This is a genomic window from Alteromonas australica (assembly GCF_000730385.1).
Lineage (GTDB): Bacteria > Pseudomonadota > Gammaproteobacteria > Enterobacterales > Alteromonadaceae > Alteromonas > Alteromonas australica.
In genome coordinates this window covers 1,878,229-1,902,128 of the sequence record NZ_CP008849.1, presented here as the reverse complement: position 1 = coordinate 1,902,128, position 23,900 = coordinate 1,878,229, and the positions used below count along the sequence as shown (strand labels likewise).

The following is a 23,900-nucleotide window of genomic DNA, read 5'->3' as shown; positions in this document are numbered from 1 at the left end:
TAAAACCGAAACCAAAATAAAATCAATTAATTCAGATATTTACAGTTCACGCAATCGCGGAATACTTTTTGATGGTGAATACAATATTGTGAATCAACAAAGTGAAAGTATGGAATTTCCAAACATTGATGACGTGTACACCTTACTTAGCGACAAACTTGAAAGCTGGTTAGAACAAGCAATCACGCTGTTACCTAACATTGTTGTAGCCTTTTTAATTGCAATCGGCTTTGGGCTTTTAGCTAAAATTGTGGGCAAGTGGGTGGGCAAACTCATGCGCCGTACCTTCGAGTCGCGCCAAATTGCAGGGCTACTCACATCAATCATTAAAGCCGTTATTGTAGTAGCGGGTATTTTCATTGCTTTAGATTTTGTCGGTTTATCAGGCACAGTGACTTCGTTGCTTGCCGGAGCGGGTATTGTCGGACTGGCTATCGGCTTCGCTTTCCAAGATATGACAGAAAACTTTATTGCTGGGGTGGCAATGGGTATTCGCAAACCCTTCGATATTGGCGACGTTATAGAAGCGGATGGTGTTTTCGGTAACGTGAAGGAAATAAACCTGCGAAATACCTTGGTTGAAACCTTCTACGGTCAATTGGAAGTCATTCCCAATAAAATTTTATTTCGCAACATACTCACGAATTACTCTTACCTTGGTTATCGACGCATCGAGGTACCGGTTGGTATTTCCTATGCCGATGACGTGGAAAAAGCCGCTGAGGTAATTACTGAGGCCATGAGAGAAAAGGATTATGTGATTAAAAAAGATGAAACTGCAGTTTACGCAGAAGGGTTCGGTGACTCTAGCATTAATCTTTTACTTTGGTTTTGGATACGTTACCCCGGCGATCCGGGCTTTATGGTGGTGCGTCACGACGCTGTTGTCACGGTGAAACGTGTCTTGGAAGAAAACGATATTCTTATCCCCTTCCCCATACGGACATTGGATTTTAATTCTAAGGGAAGCGACAACTTAGACAACATGTTAACCAGCGCAAGCAAGTCTAAACACAGTAAGGCGCAAGAAAACCCAGATTCCCCCTCGCTAGATAAATCTGAAGAGGGAGACGGCGCCGACGAATAAATCGTGGGCACTGGCCGTCATTATCATTTTACGTAACTCAAAGGAGAAAGAAGATGGAAAATTTAACCAAAGCAAAGCAGTTAAGACACCTATTTACGGCCCTGCTGTTCGCCTCTACCCTTGGCGGTATTAACGGTTGTGCCACAATAGAAGGCGCTGGTGAAGATATTCAAAGTGCCGGTGAAGCCGTTGAAGAAGGTGCGCAAGAGGCATCTAACTAATAAGCATGACCTACTGTGTGCCTAGACGATAATAGGCACTCGTTTCCAATGTGGAAAAAAGCACGTTATTTCATGCGAATGAAGTCACGTGCTTTTTATCTTTATTTTAGTACTGCCAGCATTAAAAACGTACCTATTAGCGCAGGTTTTTCACATGACTTCAGTTGTGCAGTAGCCTCAACCTTATAAAGTGCCCCCATAGGTTTGTCGTCAATCCCCACCACGGTAAATTGAAACTTTACCCCGTCGTTGCATCGTACGGGCTCTAAAAACCTGAGTTTGTCTATGCCATAGTTGATGGTTGACGCTATACGTGGTGAATCTTCAATAACCTCAGCGAACGCTTTTGGCATAAGTGAGGCCGTGAGAAACCCATGAGCGATCGTGGTTTTAAAAGGGCTTTCGTTCTTACACCGCTCACTGTCTAAGTGAATCCATTGATGGTCTCCCGTGGCATCAGCAAACTGATTAATCATAGGCTGCGTGACGGTCATCCATTCTGCCTGCGATAACGTGTCGCCGATCTTTAAGTCAATGAGACATTTCATGTTTTTATCCCTATAGGTACATTATGCCGTTTAGACTACTATTACTTAGTTGAATATTTCAATTAACTTCTAATAATAGGTATTTATAAATATTCTTGTTACAATAACGTAAATATTGTGACCCCTGTGTTTCCGCAATACTTTTTCTTCAGGGGCAGATGTAACTGGTTGGCATTGCCAAAAAAAGGAATACTCAATGAATCTGAATAGAATTGATTTAAATCTGTTTGCTGTATTCGATGCGATATATACTGCAGGAAGCCTAACAAAAGCAGCAGATGTTCTTTGTATTACTCAGCCTGCGGTAAGTAATTCTCTGGCACGTTTGAGAGAGATGTTAAACGACCCCTTATTTGTTCGTACCGGTCATAGCATGACACCCACGCCCGTAGCGCAAAATATCATCGTGCCCGCCCGACAAGCCCTCGCACTGCTGCGAAAAAGTGTGCAAGAAAGCCACACCTTCGACCCGCTTACCGCAGAAAAATCATTTAATTTTGCCAGTCGCGATTTGTTGGAAGCTAGCATTATGCCTAGGCTTGTCGCTCGCCTACAAAATCTTGCGCCTAATATAGGTATTACTAACTACGAAATTCCTCGCAGTCAGGTGGTTTCTGCTATGGCAAGCGGTACTCTGGACTTTTTTGCTGACGCGTCTACCTTTACCGACCCGCATCTATGTAAAGAAAAAATTGCCCAAGACCGCTTTGTCGTTCTGGCAAGAAAGAACCACCCTGCCCTTAAAAACGGATTAGATTTAGACACCTTTTTGCGACTAGGCCATATCAATGTTTCCCAACGTAAGTCGGGGGCCGGGCCGATAGATATCGCGTTAGATAAAATGGGCAAGCGCCGTAAAGAAGTGATGCGGGGTCAACACTTTTTAACCGTACCCAGCACCATAGTAAAAACGGATCTCATTGCTTGCTTACCGTTTCACTTAGCCAAGCACTATGATTTAGCCATTTACGAACTGCCCTTCGACCTGGCGCCAGTAGAATACTATCTTTATTGGCACGTAAGCGCCGATCACGACTATGCACATATGTGGATGCGGGAACAGATTATGGAAGTGGCAAGCAATTTCAAAAGTCACTCATAATACCGATAGCCACCCTAAACCTAGAGTGAGGCAATACGCTATAAGTATTGACGCCTTTTAGGTATCAGCAAATAAACGCCCTTGTCGATGGCCGCTGTCACTGAATTTGTATGCTAACAACGCCGTTTATTGAGACGTTTTTCATTTAACGTCTAGATAAACGGCCTTATTTTAGCACTTAGAGTGGATATGCTTAAACGCCCGCGATGAGTGGCCTCGTCTACCTTCTTCTTTCTTTCAACGAGCGCTGCTCACAAGCCCAACACTATGTTGGAGTGACATCGTCAGGAGTTTAACTTTACCGGTCTTCTCTCATTTCACCATGGTGTTGATATTTTTATTAACGCCCTGCTTAATTATTAAAATACATACCTAAGTATCATCAAACCCGTATTCACAGCCCCGGTTTTTACGTTTAATGATTAGCGAACCAACAACAATAAAATGAAAACCGAGGAATTAACCATGTTGAAAATTGTTAAAACTTCTCTAGTTATTGCGGCCACATTCGGCGTGTCTGGACTAGCACAAGCGAACGTAAACGAAGCATTAGCTAATATTTGTACCATTGTTCAAGCGGACGACAAAGGCGAACTACGTAAAAAGATGCGTACCGTCGCCTCAGATTATCGCTTGAAGTTAAAAGATTATTACTCTGGCGTAAGCTGCAGTGGTAACAGCCTTATCCGCACAGCAATGTTAAGTAACGCGGTAGAAGCGGGTTCATTACTGGTTAAGAAGATGCCAAAGAGCGATTTATCTTCTCCAGAAGCAGATGGAAAGACCTTACAAGCGTGGGTATCTGAGCAAGGTTTAGAAAGCAGCCCTATTGCCGCGGTACTAAACGACCGCTTATAAAGCATTCACAACACCATGTGAGCCATTTCAACATGGTTGCAGAGAAATCTGCACTTAAAAGGCGACCGAGAGGTCGCCTTTTTTCTTTGCCTTTAATTCGCTAAAGCGAGCGGTTAGCTCGCTTTTGACACTTGAGGTGCCAGGGTTTCAACAATATCTAACACGGGTACGCCTTCGTGAAGCTTGGATAAATACCCTTGATATACTTCGGTGAAACGAGGATTTTCTACCAAGTCACCAAAGATGCTGCGTACTTTTAGAAACGCAAGCTTATCTTCGCTGTAACCTTTTGCCGCAGATTGTAATTCATCCGCCATTTGATCTTGAACCTCCAGCGCCTTGCCCTGTTGCGAGGTATGGAACTGGCTGTAGTAGGCCCAAGATGCAAGCACAAGCGCAGAAATATCAATATTTCCATCGTTCGCCAAATTATCATTAAGCGTTGGCAGTAAGAAAACGGGGATCTTCGCCGAGCTTTCTAGACATATCCGTGATAATGCATCTTTAATATTTGGGTTAGCAAAGCGTGCCAATAAGATTTGGCCATACTCATTCACATCCATATCGCCCACAGGGTCTAAATTAGGCTTCACCTCCGCTCGCATAAACTCGCCTAACATATCTCGTAGCGCTGTATTTTCCATACTACCGTGAATAGTATCGAAACCCGCAAGCGAACCCACCAGGCCTAGAACCGAATGCCCCGCATTAAGCATACGCAACTTCAGTTTTTCGTAAGGCGCGACGTGTTTAACAAACTGTGCCCCAACCTGTTCAAACGCGGGACGCTCGTGGCAAAAATCATCTTCAATAACCCATTGATGAAATGGCTCACAAACGACCGGCCAGGTATCTTCAATGCCAAGGCTCGCAAGTTCAGCAATATCATCTTGTGTGGTTGCCGGCGTAATCCTATCTACCATAGAATTGGGAAATGCTACATTTTCCTCTACCCACTGAGCAAAGGCGGCATCAACGAGGTTGATATAAGCCAGTACCATCGCTTTAAGCACATCACCATTATGCTGGATGTTGTCACATGACATAATAGTAAACGGCTTAATGCCGGCGTCTTTACGTGCTTTCAATGCTGCCAGTAAATAACCAAAAACAAGCTTTGGCGCGGTGGGGTTAGCAATGTCGTGCAATACATCTGGATTATCTGCAATAAACTCACCCGTGACAGGGTCAAAATTGTAACCCCCTTCTGTAATGGTAAGAGAGACAATTTTTACGTCTTCCGATGACATTTTGTCGATAACCGCTTCGGGGTTTTCAGTCGCCATCATAAAGTCACAAATAGCGCCAATCACACTGACTTTACGTTCACCGCTAGGGTGCTTTTCTACCAGTGAGTAAAGATAATCTTGACTCACTAGCGTGTCCTGCATTTTTTTGTCGGCGTCACGCAAGCCTATACCACAGATTCCCCACGAAAGGTCACCTGTTTGATTCATGTAATTGTTGACGTACATAGCCTCGTGTGAGCGGTGAAAACCACCCACGCCGATGTGAACAATGCCGGTTGTAACCTTACTTGCGTCATACTGTGGAATTTCTATGTGGCTAGGCAACGTAGAAAGGCTAGATTGACGTAAGCGAAAACTTGATTGCGACTGCATAATAACCCCTTATTTTGCAAGTGCCTTCTGGCGACGCATTGCCCAGTAAGCAGTGATGAAATAAATAACCGTGCATGCAAAAGCGATATTGAAGAAAAGTTCACGGTTACTTTCGTAGCCAGTGACATCTGCACTGAATGAAAATGTATTAAGCGCCAAGGCTATAGTGATAAATAAACTTGAAACAGAAACCACTTTTAGTACACGAGACACCAATGATGTATCTTCAACGTGATCAGGTAGCGCGTCGGCCTGCATCTGATGATGAGCCTCTACCTTTTGATCAAACGATGCCATTTGCGCTTCTTCTTGAGGGTACTCACGTTTAGCGCCATATTTGGCTGCCAATACTGTGTACACAAAGATGGTAAAGAACCAGGTTGGAATAAATAGGTAATAGAACGAAATAACATCCAACGCATTTAGACCAAAACCGAAAACCAAACCTAGTCCCCAGCTAGCTACAGCAGGAGTACTATGGGTCAGGCTTTGGAAATGTGCCCAATAGCGGGTGTAACCAATGCGTGGAAAAATAACGTGTTCGGCAAAAACAATGGCGCCCACTGGAACAACTAACAAGCCAGCATAGGTTAAAAGTGGAAGAAGCTTTGTAAAGACAAACGGGAAGCACGCGATAGCAACAGTCACTAAGCCCACAATTGCGGTAGTCTTATTACGAGACTTGTCTTTAAATATGGCTTGTGCTGCTAAGCCTGCGCGATACAAGTTAGCATTTGCTGTTGTCCATCCCGCTACAATAACAATGACTAACCCTGATAAACCCAACGCGTGGAATGCAACGTCGCCTGGATCGAGTTCTACGATAGATTTTTGTACAATTACAGCTGTACCAGCACCCATGATGCCTGCAGAAATCCACGCAATATAGTGCCCAAACAACATACCCGCAGAGGTGCATAGACCATAACGTTTTTTCTTGGCGTAACGAAGTAGCGCCATGTCGATAAGACCGAAGTGGGTAATAGTATTGGCTGCCCAAGAGAAACCAATGACTTCGAGCAAACCAATGCCAGGCTCACCACTTTGGGTTAATCCCGTCCACACAGACGTACTGCCTATGTGCATAAAGTCGGCCCAGCTAGTAAGGAATGTTTGGCCAATAACAGCGTCTGCTAATGCGGGCATAAGCACCAAGGGGCCGGCGATGAACATGGTAAATAGCCAAGGCGCACAAATACGTGAAAAGTCAGACACCGCGTTAAAGCCATACATAGCCACAAAAACCACGATAACACCCACTGCACACACCACGGCAACAAATGCCATGTTTGTGGGGTACCAATTGAGCTGGGCTGGGATGCCTAGGGCAAATCGAACGGCGGTAGCCGACACCGTAATCATAGCAGCTGAGATTACCGTAAAGATGATGACATTTGCCCAGTTATAAAGCTTGGTCATCGAATCACCTGCAATTTTCTGCAAGTAAGTATATAAACTTAATCGAGTTTCGACTGCGATAGGCGTGGTAATGAGTGTCCAACTTAGCACGGCCAGTAAATTACCAATGAGTAAGCCCAATAGAATGTCTGTCATGGTAGCACCGAGTGCCACGAACGTTGCGCCAAAGACAAATTCTGTGGCCGCTACGTGCTCACCGGCATACAGGCCCATGAAGTGTTTCCACCCCTTAAGCTCATGTTTTGCAACCGGCAGCTGCTCATCGCTAATTTGCGAAAAATCTACTTTTTCTGAAGTCGAATTCATTTTTCTCTCGCTTCGATTCCTACTAACTTCACGACTATCTTTGATGTTGTTGTTCAGATAGATAGCCGGCGTTAGTTCAATTAGGGTCTTGTTGTTACTTTTATATACATCAATGTTAATAACAAAGAACAGCGTACTGTTCAGCCTTATTAATATTGAGCATATGCCAATACTATAATTATTTGCTCAGCGCGGATACTCGCATATCAATAAACAGTTGTAAACGGATTTAACAAAATATTCGTTACTATTTCGTTAATCGAAATTGACGATTAACGGGGGCATTGGCCTTAATTTTTACAAGGCGTTTCATTTAGTGAGAATTTTATTCTCCACAAACCCCTGTTTTCGCGCTTATTTATGCAAATAGGAGAAAAGTGTTAGAATTACGTAAATCCCTACTTGCTAGTGCAGTGTGAAAGTGAAATTATATTCACCGCATGCGGCCATTGCTCACAGTTTTAGCAAGCGCAAAGGCACTTGTTATAAAAACTAGGTTCAGAAACCTCGGTTTCCCCCTCCACGTGTAGAGGGCGGAGTAAACAAAGGAGACGGCGTTGGTGTCGGACATCAAACTTGTTATTTTCGATTGCGATGGCGTGTTAATCGACAGTGAATGTTTATCAATGCAAACCTGGCAATCGTTACTGAATGACTATGGCATCACCATTACCGACACGTATTTTGTTTCCAGATTTCTCGGTAAAAGCATGCAACACGTTGAGAGTCAGGTTAAGCAAGATTTCAATTTCGAGCTTACCGAACAGGTAGTCAATCAATTCCAACAGCAACTACAAGCTCGATTCGAGTCTCATCTACACGCTTCCCCCGGTGTACTTTCAGTACTGGACAACTTAAACGTGCCCTATTGCCTGGCCACAAGTAGTTCTCAATCACGTACCCAACATGCCTTAGCCTGTTCAGGGCTAACACCCTATTTTGAGAACAAACAATTTACACGCTCTATGGTGGCTAACGGGAAACCGGCTCCAGACTTGTTTTTACTGGCGGCCGATTCCATGGGGGTGAAACCAGAGGATTGTTTGGTTATTGAAGACTCTTTAGCAGGTATTCAAGCGGCACGAGCGGCAAATATGCATGTACTGCATTATATAGGTGGCAGCCACTTAACCGCGCCAGCGTGTAACGATGTTGACATACTAGACAGTTGGGGCGTGTTTTTTTCGCAGTACGCAAACCTAAGACATAATGAGATGAATAAATGAGTAAGAAGCAACAACACGATAGCCAAAAACTAGACGACGCTGCGCGCGCCGGATGGCTTTACTACGTAGGCGGTAAAACCCAAGACGAAATTGCGAAAATGCTGAATATCTCACGGCAGAGCGCTCAACGGTTAGTGGCGCTGTCTATGTCTGAAGGGCTGGTTAAAGTACGCCTTGAACACCCTATAGCAAGATGTATGGAATTGGCGAAGGCCATTAAAGAGCGATTCGGCCTTCAGTTTTGCGATGTGGTGCCTGCTATAACCGAAGATCCCAACTCGACCCTTGGCCTTGGACAAGCTGGCGCCGCAGTGATAGAACGCACGCTTCGAAGCGAGACACCGAAGACCATTGCATTTGGTACAGGTCGGGTGCTTCGTGCCTGTGCAGATGAGTTATCCTTATTACATTGTCCTCAGCATAAGATAGTGTCGTTAGTGGGTAATATTGCCAATAATGGAGAAGCAACACGCTACGACGTAGCGGTGCATATTGCCGATAGAGTTAAAGCACAACACTACCCTATGCCACTGCCTGTTATTGCAAACTCTGAAGCAGAGAAACACGTGCTACACCAACAAAGCCACGTAGCGCGTATTCATGCACTGGCCAAAGAAGCAGATATCACCTTTGTCGGCATTGGGAACTTAGGGAGCACATCTCCTCTACATGTTGATGGTTTTATTGACGATGAAGAAATGGCGTATTTGTCTGAAGTGGGTGCTGCGGGAGAAATCATTAGCTGGATATACAATCGGGAAGGTGCCATCGTTGATTGTAAAATCAATAAGCGGGTGACCAGCAGTGAACTGTCGTTATCGAACAGTAGGCCAGTGGTGGGTATTGCATCAGGCATGAATAAGCGAGACGCTATCTTAGGCGCACTTCGCTCCAAGTTAATCAATGCGCTTATTACCAATGAAACCACAGCGGCTGCCTTATTAGAAAACTAGGCTCTTTCTCTTTTCGTTAAACGCCTAAGTGCAAACGGTAATGTGGTTGCACTTAGGCCCCCCTCTTTTCAACGTCATTTCATTCACCCACCTTTCATACCCCGCCCACTTTCTTTAATGAGCGTTGTTTTATTATTTTTCTTCTTTTTAAAGCACTTTTTCTCCGTTTTTTCTTGAAAAAAACCTTTTATTAAACTTTATGCTAAGTATATTTCAACGTCCCCAAAAATCACTAAAAACCAATAACTCATTGTATTAATGGGATTTTATTGCAACTTTCCCATAGTAGACTTTAGATTAAGGTATTATTTTAAATACCTTGTTATTGGTCTGCATGTTTTCTGACCACCACAGATCCGCTTTAATTATTCCCGAACCAAACAACAACAACCGAAGGAAATTAACCATGTTGAAAATTGTTAAAACTTCACTAATCATTGCAGCTACATCTCTAACTATTTCTAACGCGGCGCACGCTGATGTAAACGAAGCACTCGCTAACATTTGTACAATTGTACAAGCGGATGACAAAGGCGAACTTCGTAAAAAAATGCGTCGTGTACAGTCTGACTACAAAATGAAACTTCGCGATTACTACTCAGGTGTTTCGTGCAACGGCAACAGCCTTATTCGCACTGCACTAGTAAACAACGCGGTTGAAGTAGGCACACTACTTGTTAAGAAAATGCCAAGCAAAGACCTTCAGGCGCCTGAAGCAGACGGCAAAACGTTACAAGCGTGGATTGCAGAGCAAGGTTTACAATCAAACCCTATCTCTACAGAGCTTAACGAGCGTATCTAAAACAACAATTTCACAAACCATGTGATAGTCGTTTCAACATGGTCACGGCAAGATGCCGTACTGGTGGCTCCGAAAGGAGCCACACTCTTTTGTGGGCTGGGTTTGTGAAGGGTTAATCTGCAGCGTTTAAAAACAAAAAAGCCGAGTATTCACTCGGCTTTTTTTATATCGCACCTACATGCTATTGCTATTCAATGGCAAACATACTCTCAGGCATAGCCATTAAGTTATCTGCGCCTGACTGCATGGCTGAAACCAAAGAACGGGTACGAGTTAGTAGCCGGTCAAAGTAAAAGCCCGTGGTTAAAATTTTACTTTGATAATATTCACTTTCCGTGCTGCCAGCATCAAGTTGCTCTTGAGCTTTCACTGCCATTCTTAGCCAAAAGTAAGCCACGGTGACATAACCTGAATACATTAAGTAATCAACCGATGCAGCCCCAATTTCATCAGGGTTTGACGCGGCCGCTTTGCTAATGTCTAAGGTAATTTGCTGCCACTCGTCTAAGTGTGAACTGAGTGCATTGGTCCACGCACTAAATTGTGCGTTATCACGAAGAGAGTTACAGTAGTCACGCACTTCTTGAACGAACACATTGAGCAATTCACCATTCGAGCCCATGACCTTACGACCCAATAGGTCTACAGCTTGAATACCCGTAGTACCTTCGTACATAGTACAAATACGCGTGTCTCGCGCTAATTGTTCCATGCCCCACTCTTTAATAAAGCCATGCCCGCCATACACCTGCATACCATAGCTTGTTGTTTCTTGTGCTGTTTCGGTGAGGAACGCCTTAACTATTGGCGTTAAGAAAGCCAGCTTTGCTTCAGCCACTTGTTTTGCCGCAGCGTCGTCACTGTACATTGTTACATCAACCATTTGCATGCAGTAGGCCGCTAAAGCTCGGTTTCCTTCTGCAAACGCTTTTTGCGTAAGTAACATACGACGAACATCAGGATGCACAATGATAGCGTCGGCTGGACCGTCTGGGTTCTTGCGACCCGTTAACGAACGAAATTGAATACGATCTTTCGCATAGCGTAAGGCGCCTTGAAACGCGGCTTCAGAGGCAGCCAGCCCTTCAAGCCCTGTTCCAATACGTGCTGTATTCATGAAGGTAAACATGCAATTGAGACCGCGATTAGGAGGACCAATCAAATAGCCTTTTGCACCGTCGAAATTAATCACACAGGTGGCACTGGCTTTAATTCCCATTTTATGTTCGATACTGCCACAGGTTACCGCATTTCTATCCTGCTTTTCGCCATCATCAGAAACGTTAAACTTAGGCACCACGAATAAAGAGATACCTTTGGTTCCTTCAGGGGCACCCGGCAAGCGAGCTAACACGATATGAACAATATTTTCCGACATATCGTGTTCACCGGCTGAGATGAATATTTTGGTACCGGTTAAGCTATAAGTACCATCATCCTGAGGTTCAGCTCGGCACTTAAGCATACCAAGATCTGACCCACAATGCGCTTCAGTTAAACACATTGTGCCTGTCCATTCGCCGCTAATAAGCTTTGGCAAAAACATGGTTTGTTGTTGCTCAGTTCCATGCGCCTTTAAGGTTTCCATACAGCCTTGGCTTAAGCCTGGATACATGGCCCACGAGTGATTAGCGCCGGAAAACCATTCGGCAATAATAGAGGCTAAAGAATAGGGCAATTGCTGCCCACCGAACTCTTCAGGGTGTGCCATACTTGGCCAGCCACCCTCTACATAGGTGCGGTACGCTTCTTTAAATCCCTTTGGCGTTGTCACATTGCCGTCATTCCATGTACACCCTTCTTCATCGCCCGATTGGTTGATTGGCGCAAGTGTGTTTTCAGAAAATTTTGCTGCCTCTGCAAATATCGCAGAAACCAAATCTTCAGACGCTTCGTCAAAACCTAACGCCTGATAATGACGTTGATAATCTAACAGCTCATGTGTGACAAACATGGCATCTCGTTGTGGAGCTTTATAACCTTCCATATCAATTACCTATAGAACTTCAAATAAACCAGCAGCGCCCATTCCGCCACCAATACACATAGTGCAAACGACATACTTCGCACCGCGACGCTTACCTTCAATGAGGGCATGGCCCACCATACGCGCGCCACTCATGCCATAAGGGTGACCCACTGAAATGGCACCGCCGTTTACATTTAATAATTCATCTGGAATACCCAATTTATCGCGGCAATACAGCACCTGTACCGCAAACGCCTCGTTAAGCTCCCATAAACCAATGTCGTCCATGGTCAATCCATGCTGTTTTAACAACTTAGGAATAGCAAACACTGGTCCTATGCCCATTTCGTCCGGTTCACAGCCCGCCACGGCAATTCCCCGGTAAATACCCAGGGGTTGAACACTCCCCTGAGCGGCTGAATGTTCGTCCATCATAACGGTAGCACTTGCACCATCGGATAACTGACTGGCATTACCCGCCGTAATGCACCCGCCTTCAATAACAGGGTTTAAGCTATTTAGGCCTTCAAGGGTGGTTTGAGGACGATTTCCTTCATCTTTCGAAAGTGTGACCTCTTTGAATGAAGTTTCACCTGTCTCTTTATTGAATAGCGCCTGTTGTGCAGTAATGGGGACAATTTCATCGTCAAATTTTCCAGCATCTTGTGCTGCGGCCGTGCGCATTTGACTTTGGTAACCATATTCATCCTGCACATCACGGCTGATGTTGTAGCGGTTGCCCACCACCTCGGCCGTTTGCAGCATCGGCATGTAAATATCTTTGTGCTTAGCGACAAGTGCAGGGTCTACCGCACGAAACATATTCATGTTTTTGTTTTGCACTAACGAGATAGAATCTAACCCCCCAGCGACCATGACATTAGCATCGCCCGTTCGGATAGCGTTTGCTGCGGTGGCAATGGCATACATGCCAGAGCTACACTGGCGATCTAGGGTCATGCCAGCCACCGTCACGGGCAAGCCTCCTGCTAGCCCGGCCAGTCGGCCAATGTTCATGCCACCACTGCCCTGCGTTAAGGCCGCGCCCATAATAACGTCGTCAACACTTGCTGACTCAATACCCGCTTTCGCCACAGCGTTAGCAATAGCATGGCCACCCAGTGACGGGGCGGGTAAGTTGTTTAATGCCCCTTTATAGGCACGCCCAATAGGCGTTCTTGCGGTACTGACAATAACTGCGTCGCGCATAATAGTAATTCCTTATCTTTACCTGTTATTTGACTTACTTTTGGTAGTGCTTAAAAGTGCCACCGTCTTTGGCCAATGAGATGAGTAAATCGCTAGGCTGTAGCCACATGTCGCCGTAGTCGCCCAGTTGATCTCGATAGGTTACAAGCTTATCTAAAATAGTGCCTAAGCCAACTTCATCGGCATACTGCATGGGGCCTCCTCGGTAAACAGGGAAGCCATAGCCGTATACGTAAATCACATCGATATCACTGGATTTTGCAGCTATACCTTCTTCTAAAATGCAAGCGCCTTCATTAATGAGGGTAAACATTACCCGGACTAATATTTCTTCGTCGCTGATGTCTGAGCGTTGTTTCACGCCAAGCCGATGAGCTTCTTTCTTAGCGATGTCAAGCACTTCAGGATCTGGAATCGGCACTCGACTGCCTGGTTCGTATTGATACGCGCCCCGACCGCTTTTTAATCCATTGCGCCCCATTTCCACTAATCGGTCGGCTACCGCGCCGTAGGCTGGATCATGAGATATATGTTCTTGACGAGATTGTCGAACGTAATAGCCAATATCTAATCCGGCCATATCCCCCATGGTGAATGGCCCCATTGGCATTCCAAACTCGGTAAGTACACGGTCAACTTGCTCTGGGCTGGCACCTTCAAGCAAAAGCCTATTTGCTTCACGACCGTAAGGTTCAATCATACGATTACCTACAAAGCCAAAGCAGACGCCCACAAGCACGGCCACCTTCCTAATTTTCTTTGCCATTTTCATGCAGGTTTTAATCACGTCAGGCGCTGTTTTCTCGGCTTTCACGACTTCTAACAATTTCATGACATTTGCTGGAGAGAAAAAGTGCAAACCTATAACGTCTTCAGGGCGTGAAGTGGCCGTCGCAATTTCGTCAATATCGAGTGTAGAGGTGTTTGAGGCGAGAATGGCACCTGGTTTACACACGCTATCAAGGGTAGAAAATACGGCTTTCTTCACTTCCATTTTTTCGAACACGGCTTCTATAACAAGATCAACATCCGCTAAATCTTCATAAGCCGTGGTACCGGAAAGCAGAGACATTCGGGCTTCTACTTGTGCTTGGGTCAACTTGCCTTTTTTGGCTGAGTTTTCGTAATTTTTACGAATTAACGCAAGGCCCTTTTCAAGGGCCTCTTCTTTCAGTTCTAATAACGTGACCGGAATACCTGCATTCGCGAAATTCATTGCAATTCCGCCACCCATGGTGCCTGCTCCGATAATAGCTACGCGATTAATGGCGCGTTCAGGGGTGCTTTTATCGAAGTCGTTCACGTGACCTGCTGCACGTTCCGCAAAGAAAAAATGTTGCTGGGCACGCGCCTGTGGGGTGGCCATACATGCCAAAAACAACTTACTTTCATTCTTAAGGCCATCTTCGAATGCTAACGTATAAGCGCCTCGCACGGCTTCAATGCATTTTAACGGCGCATAGAAGCCCTTTGTTGTCTTTTGAGTTTGCTGTGTAACCGCATCAAAAACCGCTTGGGTCTTCTCGTCCATCGATAAAGTAATGTCACAGGTACGCTTAATGGCATTACTGCCATTAAGAGAAGAAAGGTAGTCACGTGTATCTGCGAGTAACGACTCTGGCGTTTCAGAAATTTTATCAAATACCCCTGGAAGTTTGGTGACTGGCGTAGGTTTGCCCGTAACAATCATAGTAAGGGCTGTTTGTGCATCAACTAAACGGGGAAGTCGTTGGGTTCCGCCGGCTCCGGGTAAAATACCTAAATTGACTTCCGGTAGACCTACCTTGTTTGATGCGAAAGTGATTCGGTGATGACAGGCCAGCGCCAACTCTAATCCCCCACCGAATGCGGGCCCTGGTAACACTGCCACTACAGGCTTGCTAGCATGTTCAATTTTGTCTAGCACTTCAGGTAGCATAGGCGACAAATCGCCCCCTGAAAATTCGCTTATATCCGCGCCACCAGAAAATATAGGTAGCGAAGACGTAATTACAATCGTAGAAACGCTGTCATCCTGCAATGCATTGGTGACGCCATCAATCAACCCCATTCGAAGTGCACGAGACAATGCGTTTACAGGCGCGCTTTGCATTACTAGCTTAGCAACCCCATCCTTAACCTCGTACATAACTGCATTATTTTCTGCTTGCGTCATAACCATTTCCTATTTTTCACGTTAATGGAATGTTATTGCAGTGATGTCAATCATCCAAGTTTATTGGTGTTATAGACATTCATCATAATTTTTAATACCTCAACTCAAGCCTCTTTCGCTCTGTGGTAGCGCTATAAAGCCCGACATAAGGTGGATACAGAAAAATTGACAGCAGTGAAAGGGAGTGTTTTTGTTAAAAAATAAAGCAAAAAAACAACATAGATGTTACACAAAGACATGACATGCCATCATCTGGAAGGAGATAAAGATGCAAGTACTCAAAACCCCCGAAGAGGCTTTTTCGTTTATCACTGATTTCCCTTACCCGCCTCGATACATCAACGTCACCGATACCATGGGGGGAGAAATCGTGATGGCCTATTATCAAGCAGGGCCAGATGACGGACTCCCCGTTGTGCTATTACACGGTGAACCTACCTGGGCGTATCTGTACCGTAAAATGATGCCGCGACTGGTTGATGCAGGTTTTAACGTATTCGTTCCCGATCTTATTGGCTTTGGGCGCTCCGATAAGCCCGTGCATCAAAAAGACTATACTTATGCGCGGCATCTAATTTGGCTAAAAGAATGGTTTCAACAAGTTATTAATCAGCCAGCGGCCCTTTTTTGTCAAGATTGGGGTGGGCTTTTAGGCCTGCGCTTAGTCGCCGACATGCCAGAGAAATTTGTTGCCGTCATGGCGTCAAATACTGGGCTGCCAACCGGGGATAAGCCTCCCTCGGATGCATTTATAAAGTGGCGTCGCTTTTCACAAGATGTGCCTGAGTTTCCCACCTCAGAAGTTATTCAACAAGGCACGGTATCTCTACTGAATAAACCAACATTGAAGGCTTATGATGCCCCCTTTCCTTCTGAACGCTATAAAGCAGGCGCACGGGCATTTCCACTCCTTGTACCCACATCACCGGATAACCCAGAGTCCAACGCAAACCGTGAAGCCTGGGAAAACCTACAGCAGTTTTGCCGCCCATTTATGACGGCATTCAGCGACCAAGACCCTGTCACCGCTGGCGGTGATACCATCATGCAGAAACGAATAGCTGGATGTTCAGGCGTAACACACACCACGATAGAAGGTGGCGGACACTTTGTACAAGAGGATAAAGGTGAGGAACTTGCCCACCACCTCATCGCATTTATACAACAATGATAAAAGGATTAACTAATGGATTCATTACTCGATTTTAGCGACCACGTCGTGTTGGTTACTGGTGCAGGCAGTGGTTTTGGGCGGCTTTTAGCTCAAGGTCTAGCACTACGAGGCGCAAAACTTGTACTCAGTGACATCAATGAACATGCGTTAACGGAAGTACGGCAATCGCTAGCCTCATCATGTGACGCTATTACCCTTGCCGGCGATATAGCCCTTGAAAGCGTAAATCAGTCCTTGGTAGACGCAGCGGTAAACCAATTTGGTCGCCTAGATATTGCGGTTAACAATGCCGGCATTGCCCATCAACCTGCGCCTGTTCATCAAATGACAGAAGACATAATAGATCGTCAATTTGCGGTTAATGTAAAAGGTGTAATGTTTGGTATGAAATACCAGATACCCGTTATGCTAGCCCAAAAGCAAGGCCATATCATGAATGTTAGCTCGCTAGCAGGTTTAGGTGGTGCCCCTAAAGGCGCTGCTTATGCCGCAGCCAAACACGCGGTAGCCGGTGTCACCCGCACCGCCGCCGTAGAGTATGGAAGAAAAAATGTAAGGGTGAACGCCATTTGCCCATTTTACAGCCCAACCAATATTCTTAATGTAGATGGCTATAATACGCCTGAAGCCCAAGCGCAATTGGGCATGGGAAGCCCGATGAAACGCTTGGCTGACCCACAAGAAATTGTTAATACTATGCTGTTACTGTTGTCACCAGGAAACAGTTACATGAACGGTCAAACCATTGCTGTAGATGGCGGAGTTACTGCGTGGTAACTTAGTCTTTAGTCATAAAAGGTATTGTTTCCCATACCTAGGTATGAGCGAAAACCTTTCCCTGTAACGAGACTTTAGTGCCTTTTTTAATCATGCTGAAATTCGTGTTTGAATGAGGCCAAAGATAGGCGCCCCAAAAAAGCGATTTTCTTTTATAACCGTTTGAAAATAAGTGACCCGTTAGTACCACCGAAGCCAAACGAATTACACAATGCATACTCTGACGTAAACACTTTGGCTTTTTTCGCCACAAAGTCCAGGTCGCACCCTTCTCCTGGTGTGTCCAGATTAATGGTAGGCGGAGCCATTTTGTCTCTAAGTGCTAATAGCGTAAAGATTGCCTCTACAGAACCGGCAGCGCCTAACAAATGCCCTGTCATTGACTTTGTTGAGCTCACCAACAACTCGTAAGCGTGATCGTTAAATACGCGCTTAACAGCGGCAACCTCAGCCACATCACCCGCTGGGGTAGACGTGCCGTGTGCATTAATATAACCAATGCTTTCAGGCGTAATGCCCGCGTCTCTAATGGCATTTTCCATTGAGGCTGCGGCACCTTCACCGTCTGCAGGCGGAGACGTCATATGATAAGCGTCACCGCTCATGCCAAAGCCTACTAATTCTGCATAAATGGTGGCACCACGTGCCACTGCAGCATCGTACTCTTCCAGCATAACCACGCCCGCGCCTTCGCCCATAACAAAGCCATCTCTGTCTTTGTCCCATGGACGACTTGCCGCTTGCGGATCGTCGTTACGTGCGGAAAGCGCTCTAGCCGCTGCAAAACCGGCAATACCAAGAGGGGTAATAGACGCTTCCGCACCACCAGCTAGCATAGCGTCAGCATCACCATAGGCGATGGTACGCGCAGCAATACCAATGTTGTGCACACCTGTGGTACAGGCTGTCACTACATTGATGTTAGGCCCTTTTAGTCCTTCCATGATAGACAAGAAGCCTGAAATCATGTTGGTGATAGTTGAAGGAACAAAAAACGGAGATACCCGCTTTGGACTGCCGTTAAGTAGCTTAAGGTGATTTTGCTCTATTTGCTCTAGCCCACCGATTCCAGAACCAATTGCAACACCGACTCGATGCGCATTGTCTTCGGTAATCGTTAAGCCTGAATCTGCCATGGCTTGTTTACCCGCTGCAATTCCCAGCTGGATAAACCTGTCCATTTTTTTCGTTTCTTTTTTCTCAATATATTCCAACGGGTCAAAATCATTAATTTGACCAGCGAAACGGGTGGAATAATTACTGCTGTCGAAATGAGTGATTTCACCAATACCGCTTTCGCCTGCAAGCAGACGGCGCCATGTCTCTTCACTGTTGAGACCTAAGGGTGAAAGCATTCCAAGACCAGTAACCACTACGCGACGTTTTGTCACAATAAGTCCTCGCATTGGAACCAAGGGGGGATACAGAAAACGGCTCTAAAAAGAGCCGTTTTGACACTTGTTAAAGACTTATGCGTCTTTATTAGCGTTGATGTAGTCGATTGCTGACTGAACAGTAGTGATTTTTTCTGCTTCTTCGTCAGGAATTTCTGTATCAAATTCTTCTTCTAACGCCATTACCAACTCAACAGTGTCAAGTGAATCAGCGCCTAAGTCGTCAACGAATGAAGCTTCTGGTTTTACTTCTTCTTCTTTTACGCCAAGTTGTTCAACGATGATTTTCTTAACGCGTTCTTCAATGTTACTCATAATTCTAGGTTTCCCTTAAACGTCACTAGATAGTAAAAGTGCCGCTAGTTTATTTTGCAAGGTCCGCCCTTGCAAGTACCAGTTTAAACTAATTTTCTGGTCAAACCAGCGACATCCCAAATTCTTAATACTCTATTTTTACATCCAAGTTCGGGGAAATACTACCCCAAACTTAGCTAAATTCGCAAAAAAGCGAATTATCCCATGTACATGCCACCGTTTACATGGATAGTTTCACCCGTGATATACGCGGCTCCATCGCTCACTAAAAAAGCAACAGTGGCCGCAATTTCCTCAGGTTCACCTAAACGGTTAGCTGGAATATCTTTTGAAATGGCTTCACGCTGATCGTCAGACAGCGCTTTTGTCATGTCTGTATCGATAAATCCAGGCGCAACAACGTTAATTGTTATACCTCGAGAAGCAACTTCTCGCGCCATGGATTTTGAAAAGCCGATAACACCGGCTTTTGCGGCAGCATAATTTGCTTGCCCAGCGTTACCTGAACTCCCTACCACAGAGCCAATATTAACAATTCTGCCAAAACGTTTCTTCATCATACCTCGAAGTACAGCTTTTGACAGCGTAAATATTGCTGTTAGGTTGGTATCCATAATATCTTGCCATTCGCTTTCTTTCATGCGCATGAGCAAGTTATCGCGAGTGATACCCGCATTATTAACCAATATATCAATGCCGCCATAGCTTGCAGCAATTTCTTTTATGGCCGTTTCAACACTGTCTTTATCGGTAACATTCAGCGCAAGTCCTTTCCCGCCTGACGCGGACAAGTAATCAGTAATTGCCGCAGCACCAGTGTCGCTGGTGGCTGTGCCAATAACTGTTGCACCTTGTTCAGCAAGTTGCGTGGCAATAGCTTTACCTATGCCTCTACTTGCGCCCGTAACCAGTGCTATTTTGCCTTCTAAATGACTCATAGCAATTCCCTTATTGTTTCAGCGCTTCTACGCTCTCAGGCGTATTCACTGCTAAAGAGGCAAGCCCCTTGTTAATTCGTTTGTTTAACCCCGTTAATACTTTACCTGGGCCAACTTCAATCACGCGCTCTACACCGGCATCGGCCAAGTATTGCACTGTGCGTGTCCATTGAACGGGGCAGTGTAACTGGCGTACCAGCGCATTTTTTATGCTTTGCTCGTCAGTTTCAATGGTCACATCCACATTATTCACAATGTTGATTGCAGGGGTATGAATATTTAGTGATGCTAACGCTTCTTCAAGCTTATCCGCAGCAGGGCGCATTAACTCACAGTGTGAAGGTACACTAACGGCCAGCGGTAACGCACGTTTTGCACCCGCCTCTTTGCACCCTTGTGCTGCTTTTTCAGCGGCACTTTTCTCTCCTGCAATAACCACCTGACCTGGCGAGTTAAAATTAACAGGAGCCACAACATCGCCAGTAGCGATAGCCGTTTGTTGGCAAATATCCGCAATGGCATTATCGTCTAGACCGATAATGGCATACATAGCGCCAGCACCCGCAGGTACAGCTTCCTGCATAAACTGGCCTCTCGCTTCTACTAATTTTACCGCGTCAGTAAAGGCAAGCGCGCCACCACACACTAAAGCAGAATATTCACCTAAGCTGTGGCCTGCCAGATAGTCAACATCTAAACCTTGTTCACGTAAAACTCGCCAAGTAGCCACACTGGCGGTGAGTAACGCAGGCTGGGTTATGTGCGTTTCGTTTAGCTTGCCATCCGTATCATTTTGCACAAGATCCCACAAGTCGTAACCAAGCACGTCAGATGCTTCTTTAAAGGTTGCTTCTATTTGTGGGTAGCTATCAGCTAATTCCTTTAGCATGCCCACACTTTGTGAGCCTTGCCCCGGAAAAACACAAGCTGTCTTAGTCATACGTTTTCCTTATTATTTTTCTATTACTAAAACCACTGAAAAAATTCGATAAAGTAGATTAATAGCGTACAAGGGCAGATGCCCATGCAAAACCACCACCGAAGGCTTCTAGTAATAAATGCTGACCGCGTTGAATACGGCCATCTCTTATAGCAGCATCAAGGGCTGTTGGCACAGTTGCCGCCGAGGTGTTGCCATATTTTTCTAGGGTTAATACCACTTGATCAAGTGACATATCTAATTTTTTCGCCGTTGCTTTTATAATTCTGAAATTAGCTTGATGCGGCACCAACCAATCTAAGTCAGCTTTTTGCATATCGTTTGCAGCTAGCGTTTGCTCTACCACTTCAGATAACTTGTTCACAGCAACTTTAAAGACTTCATTCCCACGCATTACACCCCAATTTTCGTGCACTGACTGTTCGTCACCACGGGTTGGATTGCCTACGTAGAGAAGATCGCCGTATGAACCTGCAGCATGTATATGCGTAGATAAAATACCAGGTTCATCACTGGCTTCGATTATTGTCGCGCCCGCCGCATCACCAAACAAAATCACCATGGTTCTGTCAGAGGGGTCAATAAGGCGGCTTAGACAATCGGTACCAATAACAAGAATGCGCTTGGCCATTCCTGATTTAATATATTGGTCTGCCACACTTAACGCATAACAATAACCCGCACACGCAGCGGCCAAATCAAATGCAGGAATGCCATCTAATGATAAAAGTCGCTGAATTTCACATGCGGTACTGGGTAATGCATAGCGGCCACTGGTGGTCGCGCATACAATCATATCGATAGATTTAGGGTCGATACCTGCCATTTCAATGGCTTTTTTACTGGCTTCATACCCCATGGTTGCAGCAGTCTCATCTGCACCAATAATTCGTCTTTCTTTTATTCCTGTGCGGTCGGTGATCCATTCGTCGCTGGTATCTACCATGCCTTCAAGGTCGGCATTGGTACGTACGTCAGTTGGATAATAACTGCCGGTACCAATAAATCGTGAATATTTGCTCAAAGCTGCTCCAACAATACCGTTTCTATCTTGGTTTTTATTTTGTCCGGAACCTGCATTCGCGCCTCTTGCATTGCCTGAACAATGGCGTAATAAAAGGCGTCTTTAGATGCGTTTCCATGACTCTTGATAACAATGCCGCGCAATCCTATCAGACTCGCGCCGTTATACTGGTCGGGGTTCACACTGTTATAGATAGATTTCAGTAACGGAAAAGCAATCTTGGCCATTAAACGTGTATAAATATTCCGCTGAGAGTGTCTTTTAACCTCACTGACCACCAGTTTCGCTAACCCTTCACTAGATTTAAGGGCCACATTACCGGTAAAACCGTCAGTAACTACCACATCGGCATGATCGGTAAAAATATCATCACCTTCCACATAGCCAATATAATTTATCCCCGGCGCATCTTTAAACAACTGATCGGCAGACTTAACCTGGGCATTTCCTTTAATATCTTCTTCGCCCACATTCAATAATGCCACTCTAGGCGACGCAATCCCCGCAACTTGTTGTGCAAGTACCGAACCCATTACCCCATATTGAAATAAGATATCTGGCGTACAGTTAACATTAGCCCCTAAATCGAGGAGAAGGACTTTGTGATGACTGGCGGTCGGCATCATACTGACAAGAGCAGGCCTATCAATACCAGAGAGTGTTTTAAGAAGATAAAAAGACAATGTTAATAAAGCACCCGTATTCCCTGCACTCACGCATGCATGGGCTTCTTTCGCCTGTACCAGCTCAATGGCTTTTCGCATAGACGAACGTTTTTTATGACGCAATGCAGAGGTAGGCGCCTCGCCCATATCAACAACTTGGTCGCAATGAGACACAACAACGCGACGTCGTTCGGCGTCAGAAAGTACTTGAATAGCGGGATTTATAATAGATTCGTCACCGCACAACGTAAAATTAACGTCGGGGTGGTGTTGGATGGCTTTTATAGCCGCAGATAGGATAACAGGGGGACCATGATCGCCCCCCATGATATCTAACGCAATGGTTAGCTTAGACAAAATGTAGTCGCCGACTTAAGCGCCGATTACTTTTTTGCCTTTGTAGTAACCGTCAGCGGTTACGTGGTGACGACGGTGTGTTTCACCCGACGTTGAATCGACAGACAAAGTCGCGCCTGTCAATGCATCGTGTGAACGACGCATACCACGCTTTGAACGCGTTTTACGATTTTGTTGTACTGCCATAACTTACTCCTGGTCTCGCTTAAGTTCTTTCAAAACCGCGAAAGGGTTTTTTCGCTCTTGTTCCGGTTCAATCTTTCCGAACGACATATCATCTCGTTTCACTGCACACGCCGACTCTGCATGAAGGGGCACAATGGGTAAAGATAACAATAGCTCGTCTTCAAAAATCTGAAGCAGACTAACTTCTCCGTGGTCGTTGACCTCTACCGGTTCGTAAGCCTCGGGAATGATGTCTTCACTCTCTTGCTCTCCTCCCTGCACTGGAGTAAAACAAAAGTCCACGTCAAGTGAGTAGTCAAGTTCACCATTACACCTTTGACAGATAAGTGTTACCTGCGTGCCTAAGTGGCCGTGAAATATAGTAAGACCCTGCGCGTCTTTTTCGAACTGTACCTCAACATCCACATCGTCACTGCATCGGACAACTGCCTCGCTCAATCGTTCCATATCTTTAGACGCCATGATGCCCCGATAATCGGAACGTTTCATAGCACTTTTAGTCGGTTCAACCGAATGAGGGAGTTTCACTTTCTGCATAGGGCGCGCATGATATAGTGTGAACCAAGCAGTGTCAAAGCTTTTATCAGCTTTACTGTCGATAAAACGCCCCTTTCGCAAGTGCCATTTCTAATCGTATTCAAACCTTACCCTAC

23 protein-coding genes are annotated in these 23,900 nt (G+C 45.4%); 9 read left to right on the top strand and 14 right to left on the bottom strand.

Annotation, left to right across the window (positions count from 1 at the left end):
* The first annotated feature begins 109 nt into the window (after positions 1 to 109).
* Both EP13_RS08425 and EP13_RS19075 read left to right on the top strand, forming a co-directional pair.
* Positions 110 to 1,087, top strand: a complete 978-nt coding sequence (locus EP13_RS08425; RefSeq protein ID WP_044056903.1) for a mechanosensitive ion channel family protein — start codon at positions 110 to 112, stop codon at positions 1,085 to 1,087.
* A gap of 53 nt (positions 1,088 to 1,140) precedes the next feature.
* Positions 1,141 to 1,308, top strand: coding sequence for an entericidin A/B family lipoprotein (locus EP13_RS19075; RefSeq protein WP_081869476.1), 168 nt, complete (start codon positions 1,141 to 1,143; stop codon positions 1,306 to 1,308).
* Between the two features lie 101 nt (positions 1,309 to 1,409).
* Here EP13_RS19075 and EP13_RS08420 read toward each other — a convergent pair whose 3' ends face one another.
* Positions 1,410 to 1,856: a MaoC family dehydratase gene (locus EP13_RS08420; RefSeq protein WP_044056902.1), complete on the bottom strand. Its 447-nt coding sequence runs from the start codon at positions 1,854 to 1,856 to the stop codon at positions 1,410 to 1,412.
* A 196-nt stretch (positions 1,857 to 2,052) separates the two neighbouring features.
* On the opposite strand from EP13_RS08420, the gene EP13_RS08415 reads away from it, so the two are divergent.
* Positions 2,053 to 2,958 (top strand): LysR family transcriptional regulator, encoded by a 906-nt coding sequence (locus EP13_RS08415; protein WP_044056901.1) that lies wholly within the window; start codon positions 2,053 to 2,055, stop codon positions 2,956 to 2,958.
* 465 nt (positions 2,959 to 3,423) lie between these two features.
* Positions 3,424 to 3,816, top strand: a complete 393-nt coding sequence (locus EP13_RS08410; RefSeq protein WP_044056900.1) for a DUF3718 domain-containing protein — start codon at positions 3,424 to 3,426, stop codon at positions 3,814 to 3,816.
* A 113-nt stretch (positions 3,817 to 3,929) separates the two neighbouring features.
* Here EP13_RS08410 and EP13_RS08405 read toward each other — a convergent pair whose 3' ends face one another.
* Both EP13_RS08405 and EP13_RS08400 read right to left on the bottom strand, forming a co-directional pair.
* Entirely contained in the window at positions 3,930 to 5,438 is a 1,509-nt protein-coding gene (locus tag EP13_RS08405; protein ID WP_044056899.1) for a mannitol dehydrogenase family protein, read from the bottom strand.
* Positions 5,439 to 5,447: 9 nt separating this feature from the next.
* Positions 5,448 to 7,163, bottom strand: coding sequence for a purine-cytosine permease family protein (locus tag EP13_RS08400; RefSeq protein WP_044056898.1), 1,716 nt, complete (start codon positions 7,161 to 7,163; stop codon positions 5,448 to 5,450).
* A 560-nt stretch (positions 7,164 to 7,723) separates the two neighbouring features.
* Between EP13_RS08400 and EP13_RS08395 the strand changes: the two genes are divergently transcribed.
* From EP13_RS08395 to EP13_RS08385, 3 genes are all read left to right on the top strand, one after another.
* A complete protein-coding gene (locus tag EP13_RS08395; RefSeq protein ID WP_231497936.1) occupies positions 7,724 to 8,389 on the top strand; it encodes an HAD family hydrolase in 666 nt (221 codons plus the stop codon).
* Positions 8,386 to 9,342, top strand: a complete 957-nt coding sequence (locus EP13_RS08390) for a sugar-binding transcriptional regulator (RefSeq protein WP_044056896.1) — start codon at positions 8,386 to 8,388, stop codon at positions 9,340 to 9,342. Before EP13_RS08395 ends, EP13_RS08390 begins: the two co-directional genes overlap by 4 nt.
* A gap of 406 nt (positions 9,343 to 9,748) precedes the next feature.
* Complete coding sequence (locus EP13_RS08385; protein WP_044056895.1) at positions 9,749 to 10,144, top strand: DUF3718 domain-containing protein; 396 nt, start codon at positions 9,749 to 9,751, stop codon at positions 10,142 to 10,144.
* A gap of 187 nt (positions 10,145 to 10,331) precedes the next feature.
* On the opposite strand, the gene EP13_RS08380 is transcribed toward EP13_RS08385, so the two are convergent.
* Genes EP13_RS08380 through EP13_RS08370 form a run of 3 tightly spaced genes read right to left on the bottom strand, consistent with a single transcriptional unit; the run spans position 10,332 to position 15,477 of the window.
* Complete coding sequence (locus EP13_RS08380; RefSeq protein ID WP_044056894.1) at positions 10,332 to 12,131, bottom strand: acyl-CoA dehydrogenase C-terminal domain-containing protein; 1,800 nt, start codon at positions 12,129 to 12,131, stop codon at positions 10,332 to 10,334.
* A gap of 9 nt (positions 12,132 to 12,140) precedes the next feature.
* Positions 12,141 to 13,322: an acetyl-CoA C-acyltransferase gene (locus EP13_RS08375; RefSeq protein ID WP_044056893.1), complete on the bottom strand. Its 1,182-nt coding sequence runs from the start codon at positions 13,320 to 13,322 to the stop codon at positions 12,141 to 12,143.
* Between the two features lie 34 nt (positions 13,323 to 13,356).
* The gene (locus EP13_RS08370) at positions 13,357 to 15,477 is read right to left on the bottom strand and encodes a 3-hydroxyacyl-CoA dehydrogenase NAD-binding domain-containing protein (protein WP_044056892.1); all 2,121 of its coding nucleotides are present in this window, start codon (positions 15,475 to 15,477) and stop codon (positions 13,357 to 13,359) included.
* Between the two features lie 268 nt (positions 15,478 to 15,745).
* On the opposite strand from EP13_RS08370, the gene EP13_RS08365 reads away from it, so the two are divergent.
* Both EP13_RS08365 and EP13_RS08360 read left to right on the top strand, forming a co-directional pair.
* Positions 15,746 to 16,648, top strand: coding sequence for a haloalkane dehalogenase (locus tag EP13_RS08365; RefSeq protein WP_044056891.1), 903 nt, complete (start codon positions 15,746 to 15,748; stop codon positions 16,646 to 16,648).
* Positions 16,649 to 16,663: 15 nt separating this feature from the next.
* Complete coding sequence (locus EP13_RS08360; protein ID WP_044056890.1) at positions 16,664 to 17,428, top strand: SDR family NAD(P)-dependent oxidoreductase; 765 nt, start codon at positions 16,664 to 16,666, stop codon at positions 17,426 to 17,428.
* A 152-nt stretch (positions 17,429 to 17,580) separates the two neighbouring features.
* Here EP13_RS08360 and fabF read toward each other — a convergent pair whose 3' ends face one another.
* From fabF to yceD, 8 genes are all read right to left on the bottom strand, one after another.
* Positions 17,581 to 18,819 carry a beta-ketoacyl-ACP synthase II gene (gene fabF, locus EP13_RS08355; RefSeq protein WP_044058849.1) on the bottom strand — a complete coding sequence of 413 codons (1,239 nt, stop codon included), beginning with the start codon at positions 18,817 to 18,819 and terminating at the stop codon, positions 17,581 to 17,583.
* Between the two features lie 78 nt (positions 18,820 to 18,897).
* Positions 18,898 to 19,137 (bottom strand): acyl carrier protein, encoded by a 240-nt coding sequence (gene acpP / locus EP13_RS08350; RefSeq protein WP_044056889.1) that lies wholly within the window; start codon positions 19,135 to 19,137, stop codon positions 18,898 to 18,900.
* A 197-nt stretch (positions 19,138 to 19,334) separates the two neighbouring features.
* Positions 19,335 to 20,075: a 3-oxoacyl-ACP reductase FabG gene (gene fabG, locus EP13_RS08345; protein WP_044056888.1), complete on the bottom strand. Its 741-nt coding sequence runs from the start codon at positions 20,073 to 20,075 to the stop codon at positions 19,335 to 19,337.
* A gap of 10 nt (positions 20,076 to 20,085) precedes the next feature.
* On the bottom strand, positions 20,086 to 21,015 hold the full coding sequence (gene fabD, locus EP13_RS08340) for an ACP S-malonyltransferase (RefSeq protein WP_044056887.1): 930 nt from the start codon (positions 21,013 to 21,015) through the stop codon (positions 20,086 to 20,088).
* 58 nt (positions 21,016 to 21,073) lie between these two features.
* Positions 21,074 to 22,039: a beta-ketoacyl-ACP synthase III gene (locus EP13_RS08335; RefSeq protein ID WP_044056886.1), complete on the bottom strand. Its 966-nt coding sequence runs from the start codon at positions 22,037 to 22,039 to the stop codon at positions 21,074 to 21,076.
* On the bottom strand, positions 22,036 to 23,061 hold the full coding sequence (gene plsX / locus EP13_RS08330) for a phosphate acyltransferase PlsX (protein WP_044056885.1): 1,026 nt from the start codon (positions 23,059 to 23,061) through the stop codon (positions 22,036 to 22,038). Before plsX ends, EP13_RS08335 begins: the two co-directional genes overlap by 4 nt.
* A 15-nt stretch (positions 23,062 to 23,076) precedes the next feature.
* A complete protein-coding gene (gene rpmF / locus EP13_RS08325; RefSeq protein WP_012518206.1) occupies positions 23,077 to 23,247 on the bottom strand; it encodes a 50S ribosomal protein L32 in 171 nt (56 codons plus the stop codon).
* A 3-nt stretch (positions 23,248 to 23,250) separates the two neighbouring features.
* Entirely contained in the window at positions 23,251 to 23,784 is a 534-nt protein-coding gene (gene yceD, locus EP13_RS08320; protein ID WP_044058848.1) for a 23S rRNA accumulation protein YceD, read from the bottom strand.
* Between the last annotated feature and the right edge of the window lie 116 nt (positions 23,785 to 23,900).